We start from the raw sequence: 18,025 nt of genomic DNA on the forward strand, positions 1-18,025 counted from the left end.
TTAGTATGTTCCTTCCCTTACCATTTTCGCAAGGTCGCGTATTTCATGGAAACCTAAATTCTCTCCATGCACTCTCGACTCGTCTTCAACGATACGACCTAGCTGATATCGTTGGGATGGGGTGAGTTTTTCCATTCTGGCAGCATCGTCAACTTGTTTAATCTGATCGGTATTTCTTTTAGGTCTTCCTTTCTTTTGTTTATCTCTATTATGTTCCGGCTCAGAAGGGCCTCCTGATGCAATGTTTGCACCGGAACTCCGCTGGCCGGATGCCTGGTCACTCTGCTTTTTGTCATCTGATCTGGATTGCATCCAAACGCCAACGCCGACGGCCATTTCAAATTGATATTCGAACAGATTAGATAAAAAGCCTCCGAAAGATTTTTCTATCTGCAGTCCAGCTTGGTTAGGCGTAAGTCCACCGAGCAAGGGCGTCGATGTATTTGGATCAAGCACAATTGCGGGACCGCTAAATCTCGCCCCTCCTCCAACTGCAAGCCGACCCGCTACTTGAACTTCACCAGATCTATCACGCCCAGCTCCATTTCTTCCCCCGCCACCGCGCCCAACGGTATCATAAGGACCGACTACTCCGCCGTCCCGGTCGATCGAGTTCCCGCTTGGATCCTTGTACGCCACCGGGTTATTTGCGGCATATGCGTATCTGTTTGTTCCGACGCCGGGTTGCGTGGGGTCGAACCAGTCGGGGGAGATGAAGCGGGCGAGAATGGTGTTCCCCGGTCAAGCCGGGGACAGGCTCCATAGCGGGCGTTGAGATAGGTGAGGCCGGTTTCCGGGGCGTCCCGCCCGGTCAGGGCACCGCAGTGCCCTGACCAAATCAGCGCTTTGGCCCGCTCTGCGGGCCGGGGATCCAGCCCTTGGATTCACGCGGCAGATTGACCGCTTGGCTAGCAGTTCCGTGCGCTGGCCGTAAGGCCGGTAATGGTTCTCCGCAATCACCGCGCCGCTGCCGTTGGTCATCAGCCGGACCGAGGCGAGGTGATCGCTTTGCAGCCAGTTGAGGGTTCCGTCCACCTCACGCACGCCCGCATGCGGATGGCGGATCTTGCGCCCCTCCGGCGTGATCTCCTCATCTGCACCCAGATAGACAGTCGTCTGACCGCCGCTGACCTTCTTCACCCGGGCCCCGTCCGGGCCATAGGAGAAGGTTGTGACCACGCCGCCGCGTGTGATCGAGACCGGCCGGTCGAGCCCGTCATAGGTGACCGTGCGCCCGCCGCCGCTGATCATGTTGCCGCGTGTGTCGTAGCTGTAGGTCTGGCTGCCTGCCTTCGTCACCGCATGCGGGCGAAGACCTGTGGGGGCGGGGTAGGTGTAGCTGCCAACGGCTGAGTTGAAGGTGACATTGTCGGCCGCATCATAGGTGAAGCTCTGGCTGAAGTCGGCGCTGTCCCGGTTGGTGATCTGCGTCAGCCGGTCGACACTGTCATAGGCATAGGTCCAGTTGCCATAGGGCCGGTTGGAGGTGACCGATGTGATCAGCCCCTTCGCATTGCGGGTGTAGCTCTCCGTGAACAGCACCGTCCCGCCTGCTCCGGCTTCCGGCCCGGTGGTGGTGATGCCGGTGAGCCACATCCGGCCGGCGTCATAGCTGCGGGTCTCCGTCACCCCGTTGGGATAGGTGGTGAGCCGCGGCTGGCCGCTGACGTGATAGGTGACCGAAGTCACCAACCCCGGCACGGCGCTGACACGGCCGAAGCCGTCATACTGGTAGTTCACCACGCCCGGTGTTGGATTGGTGCCCACTGCTGCAGTGGAGGACGGGCTGCCGGTTGCCGTCGCGCCCGAGAATGTCCGCTGGATGAGATGGCCGCTGGGGGCATAGGAGAAGCCATGCTCCCAGGTCTGTCCTGAACTCTCCCAGGCCTTCCGGATGGTGCTGCCATTCGCATCGTAGTCCATGCGGATGGTGATGCCATCTTCCGTGATGCTGGTCAGCCGACCGGTGTTGAAGGCGCCGCTGCGCGCTTCATCATAGGTGTAGGTTGTGACAGGCGGTCCATCCGCAGCTGCCGCCGCGCATCCCGTAAAGGCCTGCAGCACGGCAAGGCAAGCGGCAAGCCCACGGCTGCAACGGCGGGGCTCAGCAAGCATCGTTAGAATCCTCATCAGCGCCTCACCTATTGCCAGGAGATCACAACAACACCCGATGAACCGGCGGAGCCGGGAAAGAGATAGGGACGATGACCGCGATGTGAATAGTTGACGGTTGACGTCGGTTCTGAACCACGTTGTTTTGGGTTGCGTTGCTTCAAGTCGTTGGGATGTGTCGAAAACCGCTCTAGCTCTCGCAATCGAGCTTGTTTGCCCGCCCGCCCGCCCGACACCCGCAGTTCCCTTTGCCACATCAAACCAGCTTCGCTAACGCCTGCTTTGCCTTCTCCAAAAGTTCCTGGTCGTCTAGATTTTCTTCATCCCGTAGATCCGGATCTCTACAGTATGCATCAACGTCAAGAAATAGCTCGTTGAGCACAGCATAAGTATTTTCTGGAAATATACCCGCCTCATTCTTAAACATATCGAAATATGACGCCTCGAACTGAGGTGTCGTAAGCTTGCCGATCACGAACTGAGTTATTAACCGAATGTACTTCTCGATCGTACTCATAACTTTCCATCCTTAAGTACGTGTTGAAGCTGCTGAGGATTAAGCCTCCAGCCACTCAGGAAGCTACCATCGGGATTCTGAATTACTGTCAGCCCTGAGTTTGGATTGGTGCAGTGGAGGACGGGCTCGCACTCTGCACCACGAAACGCCGCCATCGGGGCCGAACCGTGGGCGGAAGAACACCCTCTAAGGCCTTCGTCGCCGGATTACAAAAAGCCTCCGAAGCGCCACCGGAAAAAGTCAAGGGAGAGACGCTGACACCCAGACCCAAACAGGCTTCAATGCAAACAGAAACCCGAGCCGCCTGAACCTGCTTCAAAACGCGGTACTGTCAGGTGAATACCGTTTCTGTACATTCATTCAGAATCTCGTCATGCATCCTTCCGAGAAAATTTTACTTATGCAGCCCCTTACTATCGGGGGGATTACCCCCGCGTGACCTCTCCTTAAGCGTCTCAATCCAATCGTTATGGTTGCAATTCAATGCATCGTGAAGCGGCCATCCCGGAGAAGTTTCAATAATGTGTACAAGCGTCCATGCAAGACCAAAGCATTCATCGGGCCCCAATAATGTCACTAGCACCTTTGCATCATCATCAGAAATAGGAAGATCTATTTGAGAAATTAATCTCTCGAATAACTCTAATTTTACAACATCGACATTCATTGAATCTGGTAGAGGCCCAAGCTCCAAGAGTTTCGCAACAATAGGTTGCATAAACATCTCCTTTCGAATTATTTTTTCATAAGTTTGGGGAAATTGGCTTGGTAGTAGTTCAACATTTCCCGAACACCCGAATTGTACTTCGAACCAACGATATCCCTTACATCACGAATATCTCTGGCTAACACATCGCGGAACGCCATGCCTGATTCTTCCTGCGCTGTGCGTGCGCCTTTGAAGCCATAAGTTCGCGTCAATTTGTGTTCTGTCTCCGTCATCATCAATGCACCGCCGTCCGCCCGATTTGTGAACCTCGCTGCTGCCTGTGGCATGTGATGCGGCGTCAACTTATCCCCCTTTACGCCAAGCGCAACAAGATCCGCGAACCTTCCGCCAACTCCCGCTGACGCCTCGCCTATCTTAACAAAATTTCCGCCGAGTTTCCCGGTTGGCAGCTTGCTGGCCGCAGCAACAACCTTGACCCCCGTCGCCAGTACATCGTCATGTGGAACCGGCGTCGAGACAGTGAAGTTCGTTATCGCCGGCTCGTGAGGTGCCACGAGTTCACCGATCTGCCGTAAGCCTTCAAGGCCCGCGTTCAGCAGCGATGCGGGCGTGTTGACGATGGCCGTTGTGGTATTTGCCAGTGCGTCAGAGGCCGGGTTGCCAGTGTCCCTGTAGTCCCATGTGTCGAACAGCCCTTCGAACCAGTTCCCGCTCGGATCCTTGTATGCCACCGGATTATTTGCGGCATATGCGTATCTGTTTGTTCCGGCGCCGGGGTGTGTGGGGTCGAACCAGTCGGGGGAGATGAAGCGGGCGAGGATGGGGTTCCCCGGTCGGGCCGGGGATAGGCTCTGTAGCGGGCACCGCGCTCGTCACGCCGTCATCCGGTTTCAGGGGGTGGGCCGGGCCCTATATCGACAGCCCGCAGGCGCTCGATGATCCCTGGGGCCGGGCATATATCTACAAAAGCCCCGGCGAGACGCGGCCTTACGAGATTTCGACCCTCGGCCGCGATGGCCGGGAAGGCGGCACGGGTGAGGACCGTGATATAAAATATTGAAGATTTGGTCCGGTTCCGGTCCTAGATGACGTGGTCTAGGACCTTCAGGAGTGTGCTTAGAAAGAGCCCACGGCACTGCTGCTGCAGCAATTTCAGAAGAGGTGCTGCAAAAGATTCGTAGATACGATCCGTTTACGAAAGCTTAAATTCACTTAAAATTAAACACCTATGACATATATCCTGTAATTTATCGTAAGAATTGAGAGGTGATAAATTACCTATTCTGGCTTTAAAGCTAAGTACCCATATTTTGATCTTGCATGCTCCTCTGTTAAAAAGCGAAGCTCAGGGGGGCCGCCTCCATGCAAACTACTTTCCGGATAAATTAGTTCCCAAAGGCGCCCATCATGTGGGTCGACGAAAAGACTATCCCAGCCGCTTCTATCATGCCCCAATTTCCTTAGATGACCGTTAATTAAATTTTCAATACGAAGACAAACTTCGTCGGGGATTATACATCCATCAACGAAAGCCCATTTGCCAACTAGAGAAGTTTCATTTGGATGAATAGTCATTGAACCACCCTGATAACTGCGTCGACAGGAATTGGGCCATTTGGGATAACAAATTCACGTGCACCACCAGCTGTTAATCCTCCGCCTACAAAACCCGGATTGCCCCGAAACACAGGTGACGCGATGCCTGCGTTCGGTGTAGAAAATTCGATAACAGTAAACCCACTTCCGCTCTCCGGGATAGTCAGTCGCTGAGCAATCTGCTTTGCATTCAGTCCTGCTATATCTGACGCGGCCGTCACAAACACATCAGGTGCACCCGGCCTACCGAGTGTGGTGATGGACGCTCCATTTGGAACAACGCGCACCAAAGTTGTGGGAAGCGAGTTCGTGGTGTCTATCATCATCGACGTTGAGCTTGAGGCCGCCTTTGCAGCTTCTTTTGCGACCAGCCTTGATGTAGCACCTCCAAGAACTTTACCGACGCCCCATGGAATTGCGACAGTCGCAACGTCTTCCAGAACGAGCTGTGTGCCTGTAACGCCGATCCTCGATCGCTCGCGCTTGGCTCCGTCTTCAAGCTCGGTGATCAGAGGGTCATCTTTCTCATAACCATCCGCCAGAAGCTGGTTTACTCTGTTTTCGTAAGTTTTCGCGTTCTCTTCATGTGTCTTGTCTCGCTCTTCCTGTGATTTCAGGGCGGCGCTGAGAGATTGGTTCCCGCTGGGATCCTTGTATGCCACCGGGTTATTCGCGGCATATGCGTATCTGTTTGTTCCGACGCCGGGTTGCGTGGGGTCGAACCAGTCGGGGGAGATGAAGCGGGCGAGGATGGGGTCGTAGTAACGGGCATTGAGATAGGTGAGGCCCGTTTCCGGGTCGTCCCGCTCGCCAATCCAGCCCTTGGATTCACGCGGCAGATTGACCGCTTGGCTAGCAGTTCCGTGCGCTGGCCGTAAGGCCGGTAATGGTTCTCCGCAATCACCGCGCCGCTGCCGTTGGTCATCAGCCGGACCGAGGCGAGGTGATCGCTTTGCAGCCAGTTGAGGGTTCCGTCCACCTCACGCAGGCCGGCCGGGACAAGCCCGACCATGACGAAAGAGACGAAAGCCTCCTTTGCCCCATAAAACAAAAAAATGCCCGCGGCTTGCGCGGGCATTCGGGTCTTGCCGGGCGGGAGGGCCCGGAGGTCCATTATCCTGATCAATCTTCTTGATCGGGCTTCTTGATCGGGCCTCTGGATCAGCTCTCCTGATCAGGCGCGCTGAACAGGAGACGGTCAGAGACGGATCAGAGGAACTGGACGTTCTCGATCTCGTAGGAGCGGGCGCCGCCGGGGGCGGCGACTTCGACGCTGTCGCCGATCGTCTTGCCGATGAGGGCGCGGGCGATGGGGGAGGAGATGGAGATCCTGCCCTGCTTCACGTCTGCTTCCACGTCGCCGACGATCATGTACTTCTTCTCTTCCTCGGTGTCCTCGTCGATGAGGGTGACCGTGGCACCGAACTTGACGGTGGTGCCGGAGAGCTTGGAGACGTCGATGATTTCAGCGCGGCTGAGCTTGTCCTCAAGCTCGGCGATGCGGCCCTCGTTGTGGCTCTGCGCTTCCTTGGCGGCGTGGTACTCGGCGTTTTCCGACAGGTCGCCGTGGGCGCGCGCTTCGGAAATGGCCTCGACGATCCGGGGCCGCTCGACCGACGTCCGCTCCTTCAATTCCACCTGCAGCATTGCGTAGCCGGCGGCGGTCATCGGGATCTTTTCCATTGGCCGTAGACCTTCTGGTTAAGTGGTCCGCTTGCGCGGACGAAACGTCAAAAAAACACAATCCAGCCGGACGTTTCATCGTCTGGCCGGAGTGCGGATGATACAGTTCTGGAGCGTCCTCCGCCCGGGTTCATGATCCGGCCAAGAGAAAACCGCTTCAGATTTAATGCTAAGATCGCATTCTGATCGTGCGGGCCACGACGGCCCGCACGAGACTATGCTCTAGGCGAAGTAGGACTGCAAGGGCCTGACTTCAAGCCCCCCGCTCTTGTAGGCCTCGATGCCCTTGGAAGCGGCCACGGCGCCGGCCAGCGTCGTGTAATACGGCACCTTCTGCAGGAGCGCTGCGCGGCGCATGGAGCGGCTGTCCGACATGGCCTGCATGCCGTCCGTGGTGTTGATCACCAGCTGGACCTCGCCGTTCTTGATCACGTCCACGATATGCGGGCGGCCTTCGGAAACCTTGTTGATCTTGGCGCAGGTGACGCCATGCTCCTCAAGATAACGCTGGGTGCCGCTGGTGGCGATGATGCGGAAGCCGTTGGCCGCGAGGCGCTTCACCGCGTCCAGCACGCCTTCCTTGTCCTGGTCGCGCACGGAGACGAACACCGTGCCGCCCACCGGCACGCCCGTGCCGCCGCCGATCTGCGACTTGGCGAAGGCGGTGCCGAAGTTGGCATCAAGGCCCATGACTTCGCCGGTGGAGCGCATTTCCGGGCCAAGGATGGTGTCCACACCCGGGAAACGGGCGAAGGGGAACACGGCCTCCTTGACGGCCACGTGCTTCAGCGGCTTTTCGCTGAGGTTGAACGAGGCAAGGCTTTCACCGGCCATGATGCGGCTGGCGATCTTGGCCACCGGCACGCCGATGGTCTTGGCAACGAAGGGCACCGTGCGCGAGGCGCGCGGGTTGACTTCGAGCACATAGATCTGGCCGTCGCGGATCGCGTACTGAACGTTCATCAGGCCGCCGACTTCGAGCGCCTTGGCCATGGCAATGGTCTGGCGCTTCAGCTCCGCAATCATTTCGGCCGAGAGCGTGTAGGGCGGCAGGGAGCAGGCGCTGTCACCGGAGTGAATGCCGGCTTCCTCGATATGCTCCATGATGCCGCAGACGAACACGTCCTTGCCATCCGACAGGGCATCCACGTCGACCTCGATGGCGCCATCGAGATAGCGGTCGAACAGCAGCGGGTTGGTGCCGAGCAGGGTGTTGATCTGGCCGGTCTTGTCGTTCGGATACTTGGCACGGATTTCACCGGGCACCAGCTCCGGCAGGGTGCCGAGCAGGTAGGAGTTCAGCGACTCTTCGTCGCGGATGATCTGCATCGCACGGCCACCCAGCACGTAGGACGGGCGCACCACCAGCGGCAGGCCAAGCTGGCTTGCGATGAGGCGGCCCTGCTCGACGGAATAGGCGATGCCGTTCTGCGGCTGCTTCAGGCCGATCTTGGTCAGGAGGCGCTGGAAGCGGTCGCGGTCTTCGGCAAGGTCGATCATGTCCGGCGAGGTGCCGAGGATCGGCACATTGGCCTTGACGAGCGCCTGCGCCAGCTTCAGCGGGGTCTGGCCGCCGAACTGGACGATGACGCCGTGCAGCGTGCCGTTCTCCTGCTCTGTGCGGATGATCTCCAGCACGTCTTCTGCGGTCAGCGGCTCGAAATAGAGCCGGTCGGAGGTGTCGTAGTCGGTGGACACGGTCTCCGGGTTGCAGTTGACCATGATGGTCTCATAGCCAGCTTCCTGCAGCGCAAAGGCCGCATGGCAGCAGCAATAGTCGAACTCGATGCCCTGGCCGATCCGGTTCGGGCCGCCGCCGAGGATGACCACCTTCTTCTTGTCCGAGGGGCGGGCTTCGCTGGCCAGCTCACCGGCAAAGGGCGTCTCGTAGGTGGAATACATGTAGGCGGTGGGCGAAGCGAATTCGGCGGCGCAGGTGTCGATGCGCTTGAACACCGGATGGACGTCAAGGTCCGCGCGGATCTTGGCGACATCGGCTTCGTCCTTGCCGGTCAGCGAGGCGAGGCGGGCGTCGGAGAAGCCCATGCCCTTCAGCTTGCGCAGCATCACCGCATTGTCCGGCAGGCCGTTGGCGCGGACCTTCTCTTCCATGGCGATGATGCCGGAGAGCTGCTCCAGGAACCAGGGGTCGATGCCGCAGATGCTGTAGATCTGGTCCAGCGGCGTGCCGAGGCGGATGGCCTGGGCGACGTTGAGCAGGCGCGTCGGCGTCGGCGTCGAGATGGCGGCACGGATGGCGTTCTTGTCGTCGCCCTGACCAAGGCCGGGGATTTCCACCTCGTCGAGGCCGGTCAGGCCGGTTTCGAGGCCGCGCAGGGCCTTCTGCAGGCTTTCCGGGAAGGTGCGGCCGATGGCCATGACTTCGCCGACGGACTTCATGGCCGTGGTCAGCACCGGATCGGAGCCCGGGAACTTTTCGAAGGCAAAGCGCGGGATCTTGGTGACGATGTAGTCGATGGACGGCTCGAACGAGGCCGGGGTGGCGCCGCCGGTGATGTCGTTCTCCAGTTCATCCAGCGTGTAGCCGACGGCGAGCTTGGCCGCGATCTTGGCGATCGGGAAGCCGGTGGCCTTGGAGGCCAGAGCCGAAGAGCGCGACACGCGCGGGTTCATCTCGATGACGACGAGGCGGCCGTTCTGCGGGTTCACGGCGAACTGCACGTTGGAGCCGCCGGTTTCCACGCCGATCTCGCGCAGCACCGCAATCGAGGCGTCGCGCATGATCTGGTATTCCTTGTCGGTCAGCGTCAGCGCCGGCGCGACGGTGATCGAGTCACCCGTGTGCACACCCATCGGGTCGATGTTCTCGATGGAGCAGATGATGATGCAGTTGTCCGCCTTGTCGCGGACGACTTCCATCTCATACTCCTTCCAGCCCAACAGGCTTTCGTCGATGAGGATCTGGCCAACCGGGGAGGCGTCGATGCCCGAGCGGGCGATCGTCTCGAATTCCTCGCGGTTATAGGCCACGCCGCCGCCGGTGCCGCCCAGGGTAAAGGCCGGGCGGATGATGGCGGGCAGGCCGATCTCGTCCAGCGCCTTCATGGCTTCCATGAAGCCGGCGTTGCGGTCATAGCCGGTGATCTTGCCGTTGGCATCCCGGATGGCAGGCGAGGAGGCAATCGAGGCGCGCGGGTTCTCAAGCCCGATCACATCCATCGCGGCGCGGAACTTCTCGCGGTCTTCGGCCTTCTCGATCACGTCGGCACGGGCGCCGATCATCTCCACGCCGAATTTCTCCAGCACGCCGTCGCGCTCAAGGTCCAGCGCGCAATTGAGTGCCGTCTGGCCGCCCATGGTCGGGAGCAGCGCGTCGGGGCGCTCCTTCTCGATGATGCGGGCAACGACTTCCGGAGTGATGGGCTCGATATAGGTCGCGTCCGCCAGATCCGGGTCGGTCATGATCGTCGCCGGATTGGAGTTCACGAGGATGATTCGATACCCTTCCTCGCGCAAGGCCTTGCAGGCTTGCGTGCCCGAATAATCGAATTCACAGGCCTGACCGATAACAATCGGGCCTGCGCCAATGATCAGGATGGAGGAAATGTCTGTGCGTTTGGGCATCGTGGCTCGCATCGGCCCGCCGCCGCGCTCTGTCGCGCGTGCGCCTGGGCTCGTCCTTGAGGAATGACACTGGTGGCTGAGCGCGCCTTATAGGCAATAAAGGCGAAGGATGAAACCCCGGATCGCCGTCAATCGAGCGCTTTTGCGTTTCCGTCTTCTTCCGGTACGGGAAGCGGCGGCGCGGAGCGGGTGTTCTGGCCATCAAAATCGCCGATTCCTGCCTGCAGGGCATAGCAGGCGAGGCGGACGTATTTGGGGATTTCGACAGGCCGTCCGTCGCGGTTCCCCTTTTCATAATACTGGATCATCCGCTTCTTCAGGCCCAGCCGCTCCGCCGCGTCCTTCTGTTTGAGGCCGAGGGCGCGCCGCCAGTCGCGGAACTGCTCCGGTGTCATGCCTGCCGTCTTCTTGCCGCTCATCGCTGTTATCCTGATTGATGCTGATTATCTGACTGGCGGATAGCGCACTTGTTGCGCCTCTGGAAGTGCTCAGCCGCGTCTGTCCGGCAAATTTCTGCGGCTCCAGCCGCGGGGTGGGCTGGCGGGGGCTGCTTTTCTGACGGCTATGCACTTTCTGCGATCTTTCTGCCGCCTTCATACGTTTTTGATTGCATCCTGCCTGTATCGGGATGGTTACCGGCAGGTAAAATACAATTTAGGAAAATCGTGATTAATTTCCTTTCGAATTGATAACGTTAATATGGAACCCGGCGTGATATCTTGTTTTCGAGGTTCTCGCCGGGGGGCATTGGTGATTATACAGAGGCCCTTCTGGAACAGATTCTTGTTGAGATTTCAGGATTCTGTCCCGTGTTACACTTCTGGAATGTATAGACATGCTGCGCGAGGGAAAGTTGGGCTCTTCATCCGGAGTGGCAGAAGTTGCCGGGCAGATCATTGAGCCGCTTGCGCGGTACCTGGAACGCAATGGCCTTGCGATTGAAGAGGTGGCGCGCAAGGCCGGTGTGATGCTGCCGCCCGCAAATGGGCGTTACGACCGTTATCTTCCGATGAATGACGTTGCCTGCCTGCTGCAACAGGCGGGGAAGTTGCTGGATGATCCGTTGATCGGGCTGCGCTCGTCCGTCATGGAACCGGTGGTTCCCACCCATGCGCTCGTGCTCGCCTTGCCCTATGCCCCGACATTGCGCCGCCTCTTCGAGGTGCTTGGGGAAGCGCATGCCTCAATTGTTGATCTGGAGGCCTGCGAGGTCCGGCAGGTTTCCGGACGGCTTGAGGTGATCTGGCGCCATGTTCCGCGGGTGGTGCTGCGGGATCAGCTCAATGACTGTATTGCCGTCCTGGCCTGCATGTTCCTGTCTCTGGCTGCGGGGCCAGATTGCTTCAAGAATGTCGCAGTGCGGCTTGAACGGGGCAAGCCTGAGGATACGCGGCTGCACCGGCAGTGTTTTGGGCCAAATGTGCTGTTTGATCAGAACCATTCAGCGATCAGCCTGCCGGCTGAGTTGGCGGACAAGCCGCTGCCGGGAGCGTATCCGGTTCTTTTCGAGGCCCTGGTGGAACTGGCAATGCGGCGGCTCGCGGATCGCGGGCGGCTGTCGGGGATCACCGCGCTGGTCAGTGAGGAAATCGCCCGGCGTGTGGGGGAAAAGGACCTGTCTCTCGAGAGTGTTGCCCGTGCCGTCGGTGTCAGTGGCCGGGTGCTGCAGCGCCGGCTGAGCGAGCAGGGGGTGACCTTCCACGAGTTGCATGATGATGTCCGCCGCGGCATCGCGGCCGATCTGCTGCGCACAACGGGACTGCCAATCTCCGAGGTTTCGTTCCGCCTCGGGTTCTCGGCGGTGGGGAACTTCACCCGCGCAGCCAAGCGCTGGTTCGGGATGACACCGAGCGAATGGCGCAGGACTGAGGCCCGCCGCTGACAGGCCCAATGCTGCCGTGCCTGCAGGTGCCGGGTGAGTTGCAGCGCTGCCCGTCAGGATTGAAAGAATCGCGTTGCCGCTCGCCAAACCGTGCAGGGGAGGAGACCCGGCGCAGACGTGTGTGCCTCAGAGGCAGCTACACGCGCAGTTTGTCCCCTTGTTGAATATTCAAGCTCAGGAAAGTAAGGCCCCGGCTGACCATGTGGCGGAACTCTCCAATTTCTGCGTGACGTGGAGAATCAACTTTCCGGATTTTTCAACCTCGCAAGCTTTGCGTGTTTGCGCTGCACAATGTTGTTAAGTGCAGATTTCTTCCTGCAATTGATATCGATTTCACAGTCTTAAGAATTAGATATTTATTGCAGGGGCGTTCGGCCTGGCTGTGGGCTTTGCCGGGCGTCGTTGCTTGTGCTGTTTTTGTGGTTTGTTTGTATTCTTATATATCGATAATATGTAAATGGTGTTTTTCAAATGAATTTATTTATCGGTTTTCTTCTGTTTTTTGATGGATCTTCAGTTGTTTCTCTGAAATCTTTTTTGTTTTCTGGAAGAATTTCTGTGCATTTAGGGCAACTTAAGTGCTGAGTGATCGAAAATTGGCGCCTTATGAGAAGGAGTATACGTGAAATGGGTGGCATATTAGTGCCCGTGACGTAAATGAGCGTTGTGTTTGGAGCCTCTCTTACAAAGGAGTTCTCTTCATGACGCGAAATGCGGAAGGTGTCCCCAAAGATCCGGGTTTCCAAGGTGGGAGGAGGCCGGGATCTGCGCTGGCGCATTCATTTGTCACGCCCTGTTCAACCACCAGGCTAGAAAACGATGAACAGCTTAGCACCCAATATGGTCGTCATTCCGGACATCGCAGGTCCGGTCGTGGATGATGGCAGCGAGCCGAAACTCCTCGCGATCTCCGAGATGTCGGAGAATTTCGGCGTGACGCTCCGGACCCTGCGTTTCTACGAGGAAAAGGGCCTCATCAATCCGGTGCGTAAAGGCGCGCGCCGCTTCTATTCCGCCCGTGACGTCGGCCGGATGCGGGTCATTCTGCAGGCCAAGAAGATCGGCTTGACCCTGACCGAGATTCGCCGCGTGCTGAAGCTTGTTGAAAGCAGCACGCCCCGCCGCAGCCAGCTGGAAGAACTGCGCGGCATCTGCGCCAGCCAGCAGGACATGCTGCGTGAGCAGCACGCGCTGCTGCAGGAGCAGGTGGCGGAAGTGGATCATGTGATGCAGTCCCTCGACCGGCTGATCGCCGTGTCCTGAGCTGCAGACCTTCCGGAATTGCAAGATACCGGAATTGAAAGATAACAGAGCCCGGGCGGCAGGCCGGGCTCTGTTTCTTTTTGGGAAAGGGCTGCAGCCGCTGGCAGGGCTCAGGATCCAAAAAAAACGCCCCGGAAGCGCTGCTTGCCGGGGCGTTTTCTTGATCTGCCGTGTGGGCCTGTCAGGCGCTTGCCTGCCTTGCCTCGCGCATCACCTCGGTGAAGCGCTGGAACAGGTAGTGGCTGTCACGCGGGCCGGGTGAGGCTTCCGGGTGATACTGCACCGAGAACACGGGCTTGCCCTTGAGGCGGATGCCGCAGTTGGTGCCGTCGAACAGGGAGACGTGGGTCTCTTCAACGTTCTCCGGCAGGCTTTCCTTGTCCACGGCAAAGCCATGGTTCATGGAGGTGATTTCCACCTTGCCCGTGGTGTGGTCGAAGACCGGATGGTTCGCGCCATGATGGCCCTGATGCATCTTCATGGTCTTGCCGCCGAGCGCCAGCGCCAGCATCTGGTGGCCAAGGCAGATGCCGAAGACCGGCAGGCCCTTGTCCACCAGCGCCTGAATGGTGGCGACGGAATAGGTGCCGGTGGCCGCCGGATCGCCGGGGCCGTTGGACAGGAACACCCCGTCCGGGCTCATGGCAAGGATTTCGTCTGCCGGAGTTTCGGCCGGGACGACGGTCACCTTGCAGCCCGCATCGGCCAGCAGGCGCAGGATGTTGCGCTTCACGCCGTAGTCGATGGCGACGACGTTGAATTCCTTGTCCTGCTGCTCGCCGTAGCCTTCATCCCAGACCCAGGGGGTCTGCGTCCAGCTCTGGCTCTGGCCGCTGGTCACGTCCCTGGCAAGGTCCATGCCTTCGAGGCCCGGCCAGGCGGCGGCCTTGGCTTTCAGCGCGTCGATGTCGAACTTGCCATCCGGATGATAGGCGATGACCGCGTTCGGCACGCCGAGGTCGCGGATGCGGGCGGTCAGGGCGCGGGTGTCGATGCCGCTGATGCCGATGATGCCGCGTGCCTTCAGCCACTCGTCAAAGCGGCGGGCGGCGCGGTAGTTGGAGGGAGAGGTGACATCGGCCTTCAGCACCGTGCCGCGCACGCCGGAGGCGGACGCCATGTTCAGCGTCTCGATGTCGTCCTCGTTCGCGCCCACGTTGCCCACATGCGGGAAAGTGAAGGTCACGATCTGGCCGGCGTAGGAGGGGTCGGTCAGGATTTCCTGGTAGCCGGTGATGGCGGTGTTGAAGCAGACTTCTGCAACGGCCTCACCTTCGGCCCCAAGGCCCTGGCCCTCGATCACGGTGCCATCGGACAGCACCAGAAGTGCGGTGGCAGGCGGTATGGCCCACGCGTCTGCAGTCGCGGTCGTCATGTCTTGCAATCTCGGTGTTGTTGATGACATCATGGGCACCGAACGCCCGGATATGCCGAACCCGAGCCAGGCGCTAGCCCCGTGCTTCAATCGCGGGAATGTAGGGGAAGCGTCCCGGCAGGTCAATATTGGTGTTCGGGAATAAAAAGGCCTTGAATCAAGGGCTTGTTCGCTTGGTACATTGCATGTGGGCAAATGGCCGGGTAAGAGGGCGTCTTTCAGCGGTCATATTCGTGGTTATTAGGGGCAAGACATGCGCGATGACATCAGTGCGTCCTTGAAGGATGCGCTTGAGGCCGGCGACAAACGCCGCGCTGCCACCCTGCGCCTCATCCTGACTGCCATCAAGGACCGGGAAGCGGCGGCGCGTGATTGCGGCCGCGATGGAATCACCGACGAAGAGGTGCATCAGTTCCTGAAGCGCATGCTGGCGCAGCGCGAGGAATCCCGTCAGGCCTATGAAGAGGCCGGACAGGTGGAACTGGCGGTTCAGGAAGAGGAAGAAAGCCAGATCATCCGCGAGTTTCTGCCCCGGCAGATGGGCGAGGATGAAATGCGCCGCATCTGTGCCGAGACCATCGCCGATATCGAGGCGCAGGGCCTGCGTGACATCGGCCGCTGCATGAACTCCCTCAAGGAGCGCTATCCGGGCCAGATGGACTTCGTGCAGGCCTCCTGCCTGGTGAAGGATCTGCTGCGCACCCGGCCCGGGGACAGCTGAGGGGCGCAGGGCCGGGTTCCGCTCTGGTAAAGACGGCCCGCCCGGCCCGGTTTGCGGGGAGGCCCTTGCAGGCGGCGCCCCCGCGCCTTAAGTCACTGCTTCCCTCAAAGGGGCACTCAAGGCTAATGTAATCCACTTGCCGCCATGGCCGGATGCCTCCGGCCCTGCGGGCCATTCCCGGCTTCCGGACAGGTTTCATGCGTTTCGACAACCGGCTACTGGACGAGATCAAGGCACGGCTGAGCCTTTCGGACATCGTGGGCCGGCGCGTGAGCTGGGACCGGCGCAAGACGCAGCCGGGGCGGGGGGACTTTTGGGCCTGCTGCCCCTTCCATCAGGAAAAATCCCCGAGCTTTCACGTGGATGACCGGCGCGGGCGCTACAAGTGCTTCGGCTGCGGTGCATCCGGCGATCATTTCCGTTTCCTGACGGACACTGAGGGCCTGAGCTTTCCCGAAGCGGTGGAGCGGCTGGCGGAGCAGGCCGGCGTTGCTCTTCCCGTTGCGGACCCGAAGATTGCCCGGCAGGAGCGCAAGAAGGCCGGCCTTGCCGAGGTCTGTGAGATGGCGGCGCAATTCTTCCAGATGGAATTCGGCGGCCCGCGCGGCCAGACGGCCCGCGCCTATGTGCAGCGCCGCCAGCTGAGTGCCGAAACCCTGAACGAGTTCCGCTTCGGTTTTGCGCCCGATACCCGTGACAGCCTGAAACGCTTTCTGGCGGAGAAGGGCGTCGAGGAGCCGGTGATGGTGGAGGCCGGTCTGGTGATCAAGCCGGACGATGGCCGCCCCTCTTATGACCGGTTCCGCGGGCGGCTGATGATCCCCATTCACGACGAGCGCGGCCGGGTCGTCGCCTTCGGCGGGCGTACGCTCGACCCCGATGGCCAGCCGAAATACCTCAACTCGCCGGAAACGCCGCTCTTCCACAAGGGCGTCATGCTGTTCAATGCCCACCGGGCACGCGAGCCTGCGTTCAAGAGCGGGCAGGCCTTTGTCGTGGAAGGCTATCTCGATGCCATCGCCTTGTGGCAGGCGGGACTGCGCCATGTGGTGGCGACGCTTGGCACGGCTTTCACCGAAGATCAGGTGCTGCGGCTGTGGAAGCTGGCGGCGGAGCCTGTTGTGTGTTTCGACGGCGATGCGGCGGGTATTTCTGCGGCGCACCGGGCGATTGACCGCATCCTGCCGGTGCTGCGCAGCGGCCATTCCTTCCAGTTCTGCTTCCTGCCGGACGGGCAGGACCCGGACGATCTGATCAAGGCGCGCGGGATCGCCGGGTTCCATGAGGAGGCCGCCAAGGCGCAGCCTTTGTTCGAGGCCGTATGGGACCGGGAGATCAGCGCCGCCAATCTGGACACGCCCGAGCGCAAGGCCGCGCTGGAAAAGCGCTTCGAGGACCTGATCGGCACCATTGCCGACGAGCGGGTGCGCAAGCGCTATCAGCTGGATTTCCGTCTGCGCCTGTCCAACCTCTTCTACGAGCATTCGCGCCGCCAGCGCAGCGCTGCGCAGGGGCAGGGCCAGAGACAGAGTTGGGGGCAGGGCGGAGAGCGCGGGCGCGGGCGGCCGGGCGATGCGGCAGTTGCCTTGCAGCTTCTGACGCGCGGGCCGGGCGGTGAGGCCATCACCGCGCCGCAGGGGCCGCTGTTCGGCACCGAGCGGCTGGTCTGCGGCATGTGTGTGAAATTCCCCGATCTGCTGGACAAGCACATCGAGCGCGTCGCCAGCCTTCCCTTTGCCGATCCGCTGCATGCGGGCTTCCGCAATGCGCTTTGCCGTGTGGCGCGGGACTTCAACAGCCTGACGGCCGCGCAGCTGGCCGAAGGGGTTGATGACAGCTTCTACAAGATCCTGCATGAGGTGATGACGGCGGACGAGGCGGGCGCGCAGAAGCACGGTGACTTCTCCGGCCTTTATCAGCGCTTCCCCTTGCTGAAGGCGACGCCGCCGGAGGACTTCATCGAAGCGGCTTTCCTGCATTTCCTCGACCAGATCGAGCTGATGGCGCTGGAGCAGGAACTGAAGCAGGAACTGGCGGCTGCCGAGCACGCCTTTGACGAACTGGCCTGGAACCGCATCCGCGGTCTGACGCAGGACCTTTCCCGCCGGCGCGAGGAATGCGCCCGTGAAGAGGGGGAACTGGCTGAACGGGCGAAAAAACTGCGCCATGCAGGCCCGGCCATGGTGCCTGGCCATGGCAATCAGGCGGCCTCGTCCCCACATTAGCCGCGAGGCAAGTCCTCGGGATGGGCTGTTAACCCGGCAAAGGACCGCATTCACGGCCCAGACTGCGTTCTGACTGTGGCTATTTCGCGAATCACATTGACGATTCGCGAATCACACTTGCGAATCGGTGGCGTCGAGCTAAATAGGGGAATTCAGGCAGCCCACAGCGTTCATGATGGCAAGAGCCACGAGCGGAACATTCAGTCGCGCTGCATATCCTGAGGAATTGTCTGCCGGTCTGGCTTTGCCGGGGCGGTGTGGCGTCACTTGTCCGGTTTCCACCCTGCGGCTGCAGGGCTTTCCGGTACGGTTAAGTAGGACTTAAGGGACACCGATTTAAAAGCCGAATCATCGCAAGGTCTTCGAGAGCTGCGCGTTCCCCGCGCGCCGGAAGGC

At 60.0% G+C, this 18,025-nt stretch carries 16 protein-coding genes; 5 read left to right on the forward strand and 11 right to left on the reverse strand.

Annotated features, from left to right (window positions below; translation table 11 throughout):
• The 5 genes from AC0CMF_RS11485 to AC0CMF_RS11505 all read right to left on the reverse strand — a co-directional run bounded on the left by AC0CMF_RS11485 (position 1) and on the right by AC0CMF_RS11505 (position 4,120).
• Positions 1 to 729 carry an RHS repeat-associated core domain-containing protein gene (locus tag AC0CMF_RS11485; protein ID WP_122520549.1) on the reverse strand — a complete coding sequence of 243 codons (729 nt, stop codon included), beginning with the start codon at positions 727 to 729 and terminating at the stop codon, positions 1 to 3.
• 12 nt (positions 730 to 741) lie between these two features.
• The gene (locus tag AC0CMF_RS11490; RefSeq protein WP_122520548.1) at positions 742 to 2,115 is read right to left on the reverse strand and encodes an RHS repeat domain-containing protein; all 1,374 of its coding nucleotides are present in this window, start codon (positions 2,113 to 2,115) and stop codon (positions 742 to 744) included.
• A 253-nt stretch (positions 2,116 to 2,368) separates the two neighbouring features.
• On the reverse strand, positions 2,369 to 2,629 hold the full coding sequence (locus AC0CMF_RS11495) for a colicin immunity domain-containing protein (RefSeq protein WP_122520547.1): 261 nt from the start codon (positions 2,627 to 2,629) through the stop codon (positions 2,369 to 2,371).
• Positions 2,630 to 3,023: 394 nt separating this feature from the next.
• Positions 3,024 to 3,347 carry a hypothetical protein gene (locus AC0CMF_RS11500; RefSeq protein WP_163001307.1) on the reverse strand — a complete coding sequence of 108 codons (324 nt, stop codon included), beginning with the start codon at positions 3,345 to 3,347 and terminating at the stop codon, positions 3,024 to 3,026.
• Positions 3,348 to 3,364: 17 nt separating this feature from the next.
• Positions 3,365 to 4,120 carry an RHS repeat-associated core domain-containing protein gene (locus AC0CMF_RS11505; RefSeq protein ID WP_472481772.1) on the reverse strand — a complete coding sequence of 252 codons (756 nt, stop codon included), beginning with the start codon at positions 4,118 to 4,120 and terminating at the stop codon, positions 3,365 to 3,367.
• A 23-nt stretch (positions 4,121 to 4,143) separates the two neighbouring features.
• Between AC0CMF_RS11505 and AC0CMF_RS11510 the strand changes: the two genes are divergently transcribed.
• The gene (locus tag AC0CMF_RS11510; protein WP_082676154.1) at positions 4,144 to 4,359 is read left to right on the forward strand and encodes a type II secretion system protein GspG; all 216 of its coding nucleotides are present in this window, start codon (positions 4,144 to 4,146) and stop codon (positions 4,357 to 4,359) included.
• A gap of 218 nt (positions 4,360 to 4,577) precedes the next feature.
• On the opposite strand, the gene AC0CMF_RS11515 is transcribed toward AC0CMF_RS11510, so the two are convergent.
• The 5 genes from AC0CMF_RS11515 to AC0CMF_RS11535 form a co-directional block, all read right to left on the reverse strand.
• Positions 4,578 to 4,874, reverse strand: coding sequence for an Imm27 family immunity protein (locus tag AC0CMF_RS11515; RefSeq protein ID WP_122520545.1), 297 nt, complete (start codon positions 4,872 to 4,874; stop codon positions 4,578 to 4,580).
• On the reverse strand, positions 4,871 to 5,857 hold the full coding sequence (locus AC0CMF_RS11520; RefSeq protein ID WP_472481774.1) for a polymorphic toxin type 10 domain-containing protein: 987 nt from the start codon (positions 5,855 to 5,857) through the stop codon (positions 4,871 to 4,873). Before AC0CMF_RS11520 ends, AC0CMF_RS11515 begins: the two co-directional genes overlap by 4 nt.
• Before the next feature lie 247 nt (positions 5,858 to 6,104).
• On the reverse strand, positions 6,105 to 6,578 hold the full coding sequence (gene greA, locus AC0CMF_RS11525) for a transcription elongation factor GreA (RefSeq protein WP_050474884.1): 474 nt from the start codon (positions 6,576 to 6,578) through the stop codon (positions 6,105 to 6,107).
• 222 nt (positions 6,579 to 6,800) lie between these two features.
• Entirely contained in the window at positions 6,801 to 10,163 is a 3,363-nt protein-coding gene (carB, locus tag AC0CMF_RS11530) for a carbamoyl-phosphate synthase large subunit (RefSeq protein ID WP_094463203.1), read from the reverse strand.
• Positions 10,164 to 10,291: 128 nt separating this feature from the next.
• A complete protein-coding gene (locus AC0CMF_RS11535; RefSeq protein ID WP_082675989.1) occupies positions 10,292 to 10,582 on the reverse strand; it encodes a helix-turn-helix domain-containing protein in 291 nt (96 codons plus the stop codon).
• 416 nt (positions 10,583 to 10,998) lie between these two features.
• On the opposite strand from AC0CMF_RS11535, the gene AC0CMF_RS11540 reads away from it, so the two are divergent.
• Together AC0CMF_RS11540 and AC0CMF_RS11545 are read left to right on the forward strand one after the other, a co-directional pair.
• Entirely contained in the window at positions 10,999 to 12,045 is a 1,047-nt protein-coding gene (locus tag AC0CMF_RS11540; protein ID WP_082206129.1) for an AraC family transcriptional regulator, read from the forward strand.
• An 819-nt stretch (positions 12,046 to 12,864) separates the two neighbouring features.
• A complete protein-coding gene (locus AC0CMF_RS11545) occupies positions 12,865 to 13,308 on the forward strand; it encodes a MerR family transcriptional regulator (protein ID WP_050474887.1) in 444 nt (147 codons plus the stop codon).
• A gap of 181 nt (positions 13,309 to 13,489) precedes the next feature.
• Here the strand turns inward: AC0CMF_RS11545 and carA are convergent, their stop codons facing one another.
• Positions 13,490 to 14,683, reverse strand: coding sequence for a glutamine-hydrolyzing carbamoyl-phosphate synthase small subunit (carA, locus tag AC0CMF_RS11550; RefSeq protein ID WP_123194761.1), 1,194 nt, complete (start codon positions 14,681 to 14,683; stop codon positions 13,490 to 13,492).
• Between the two features lie 253 nt (positions 14,684 to 14,936).
• Between carA and AC0CMF_RS11555 the strand changes: the two genes are divergently transcribed.
• Together AC0CMF_RS11555 and dnaG are read left to right on the forward strand one after the other, a co-directional pair.
• The gene (locus AC0CMF_RS11555) at positions 14,937 to 15,404 is read left to right on the forward strand and encodes a GatB/YqeY domain-containing protein (protein ID WP_050474889.1); all 468 of its coding nucleotides are present in this window, start codon (positions 14,937 to 14,939) and stop codon (positions 15,402 to 15,404) included.
• Between the two features lie 197 nt (positions 15,405 to 15,601).
• Positions 15,602 to 17,629, forward strand: a complete 2,028-nt coding sequence (dnaG, locus tag AC0CMF_RS11560; RefSeq protein ID WP_162936400.1) for a DNA primase — start codon at positions 15,602 to 15,604, stop codon at positions 17,627 to 17,629.
• Positions 17,630 to 18,025: the final 396 nt, after the last annotated feature.

The organism is Pannonibacter sp. CBAS1226 (genome assembly GCF_055685825.1).

Coding starts and splice junctions, on each gene's coding strand:
- greA (WP_050474884.1), bottom strand. CDS start 6,578: ATGGAAAAGATCCCGATGACCGCCGCCGGCTACGCAATGCTGCAGGTG.
- AC0CMF_RS11545 (WP_050474887.1), top strand. CDS start 12,865: ATGAACAGCTTAGCACCCAATATGGTCGTCATTCCGGACATCGCAGGT.
- dnaG (WP_162936400.1), top strand. CDS start 15,602: ATGCGTTTCGACAACCGGCTACTGGACGAGATCAAGGCACGGCTGAGC.
- AC0CMF_RS11495 (WP_122520547.1), bottom strand. CDS start 2,629: ATGAGTACGATCGAGAAGTACATTCGGTTAATAACTCAGTTCGTGATC.
- AC0CMF_RS11535 (WP_082675989.1), bottom strand. CDS start 10,582: ATGAGCGGCAAGAAGACGGCAGGCATGACACCGGAGCAGTTCCGCGAC.
- AC0CMF_RS11555 (WP_050474889.1), top strand. CDS start 14,937: ATGCGCGATGACATCAGTGCGTCCTTGAAGGATGCGCTTGAGGCCGGC.
- AC0CMF_RS11515 (WP_122520545.1), bottom strand. CDS start 4,874: ATGACTATTCATCCAAATGAAACTTCTCTAGTTGGCAAATGGGCTTTC.
- carA (WP_123194761.1), bottom strand. CDS start 14,683: ATGACGACCGCGACTGCAGACGCGTGGGCCATACCGCCTGCCACCGCA.
- AC0CMF_RS11490 (WP_122520548.1), bottom strand. CDS start 2,115: ATGCTTGCTGAGCCCCGCCGTTGCAGCCGTGGGCTTGCCGCTTGCCTT.
- carB (WP_094463203.1), bottom strand. CDS start 10,163: ATGCCCAAACGCACAGACATTTCCTCCATCCTGATCATTGGCGCAGGC.
- AC0CMF_RS11540 (WP_082206129.1), top strand. CDS start 10,999: ATGCTGCGCGAGGGAAAGTTGGGCTCTTCATCCGGAGTGGCAGAAGTT.
- AC0CMF_RS11500 (WP_163001307.1), bottom strand. CDS start 3,347: ATGCAACCTATTGTTGCGAAACTCTTGGAGCTTGGGCCTCTACCAGAT.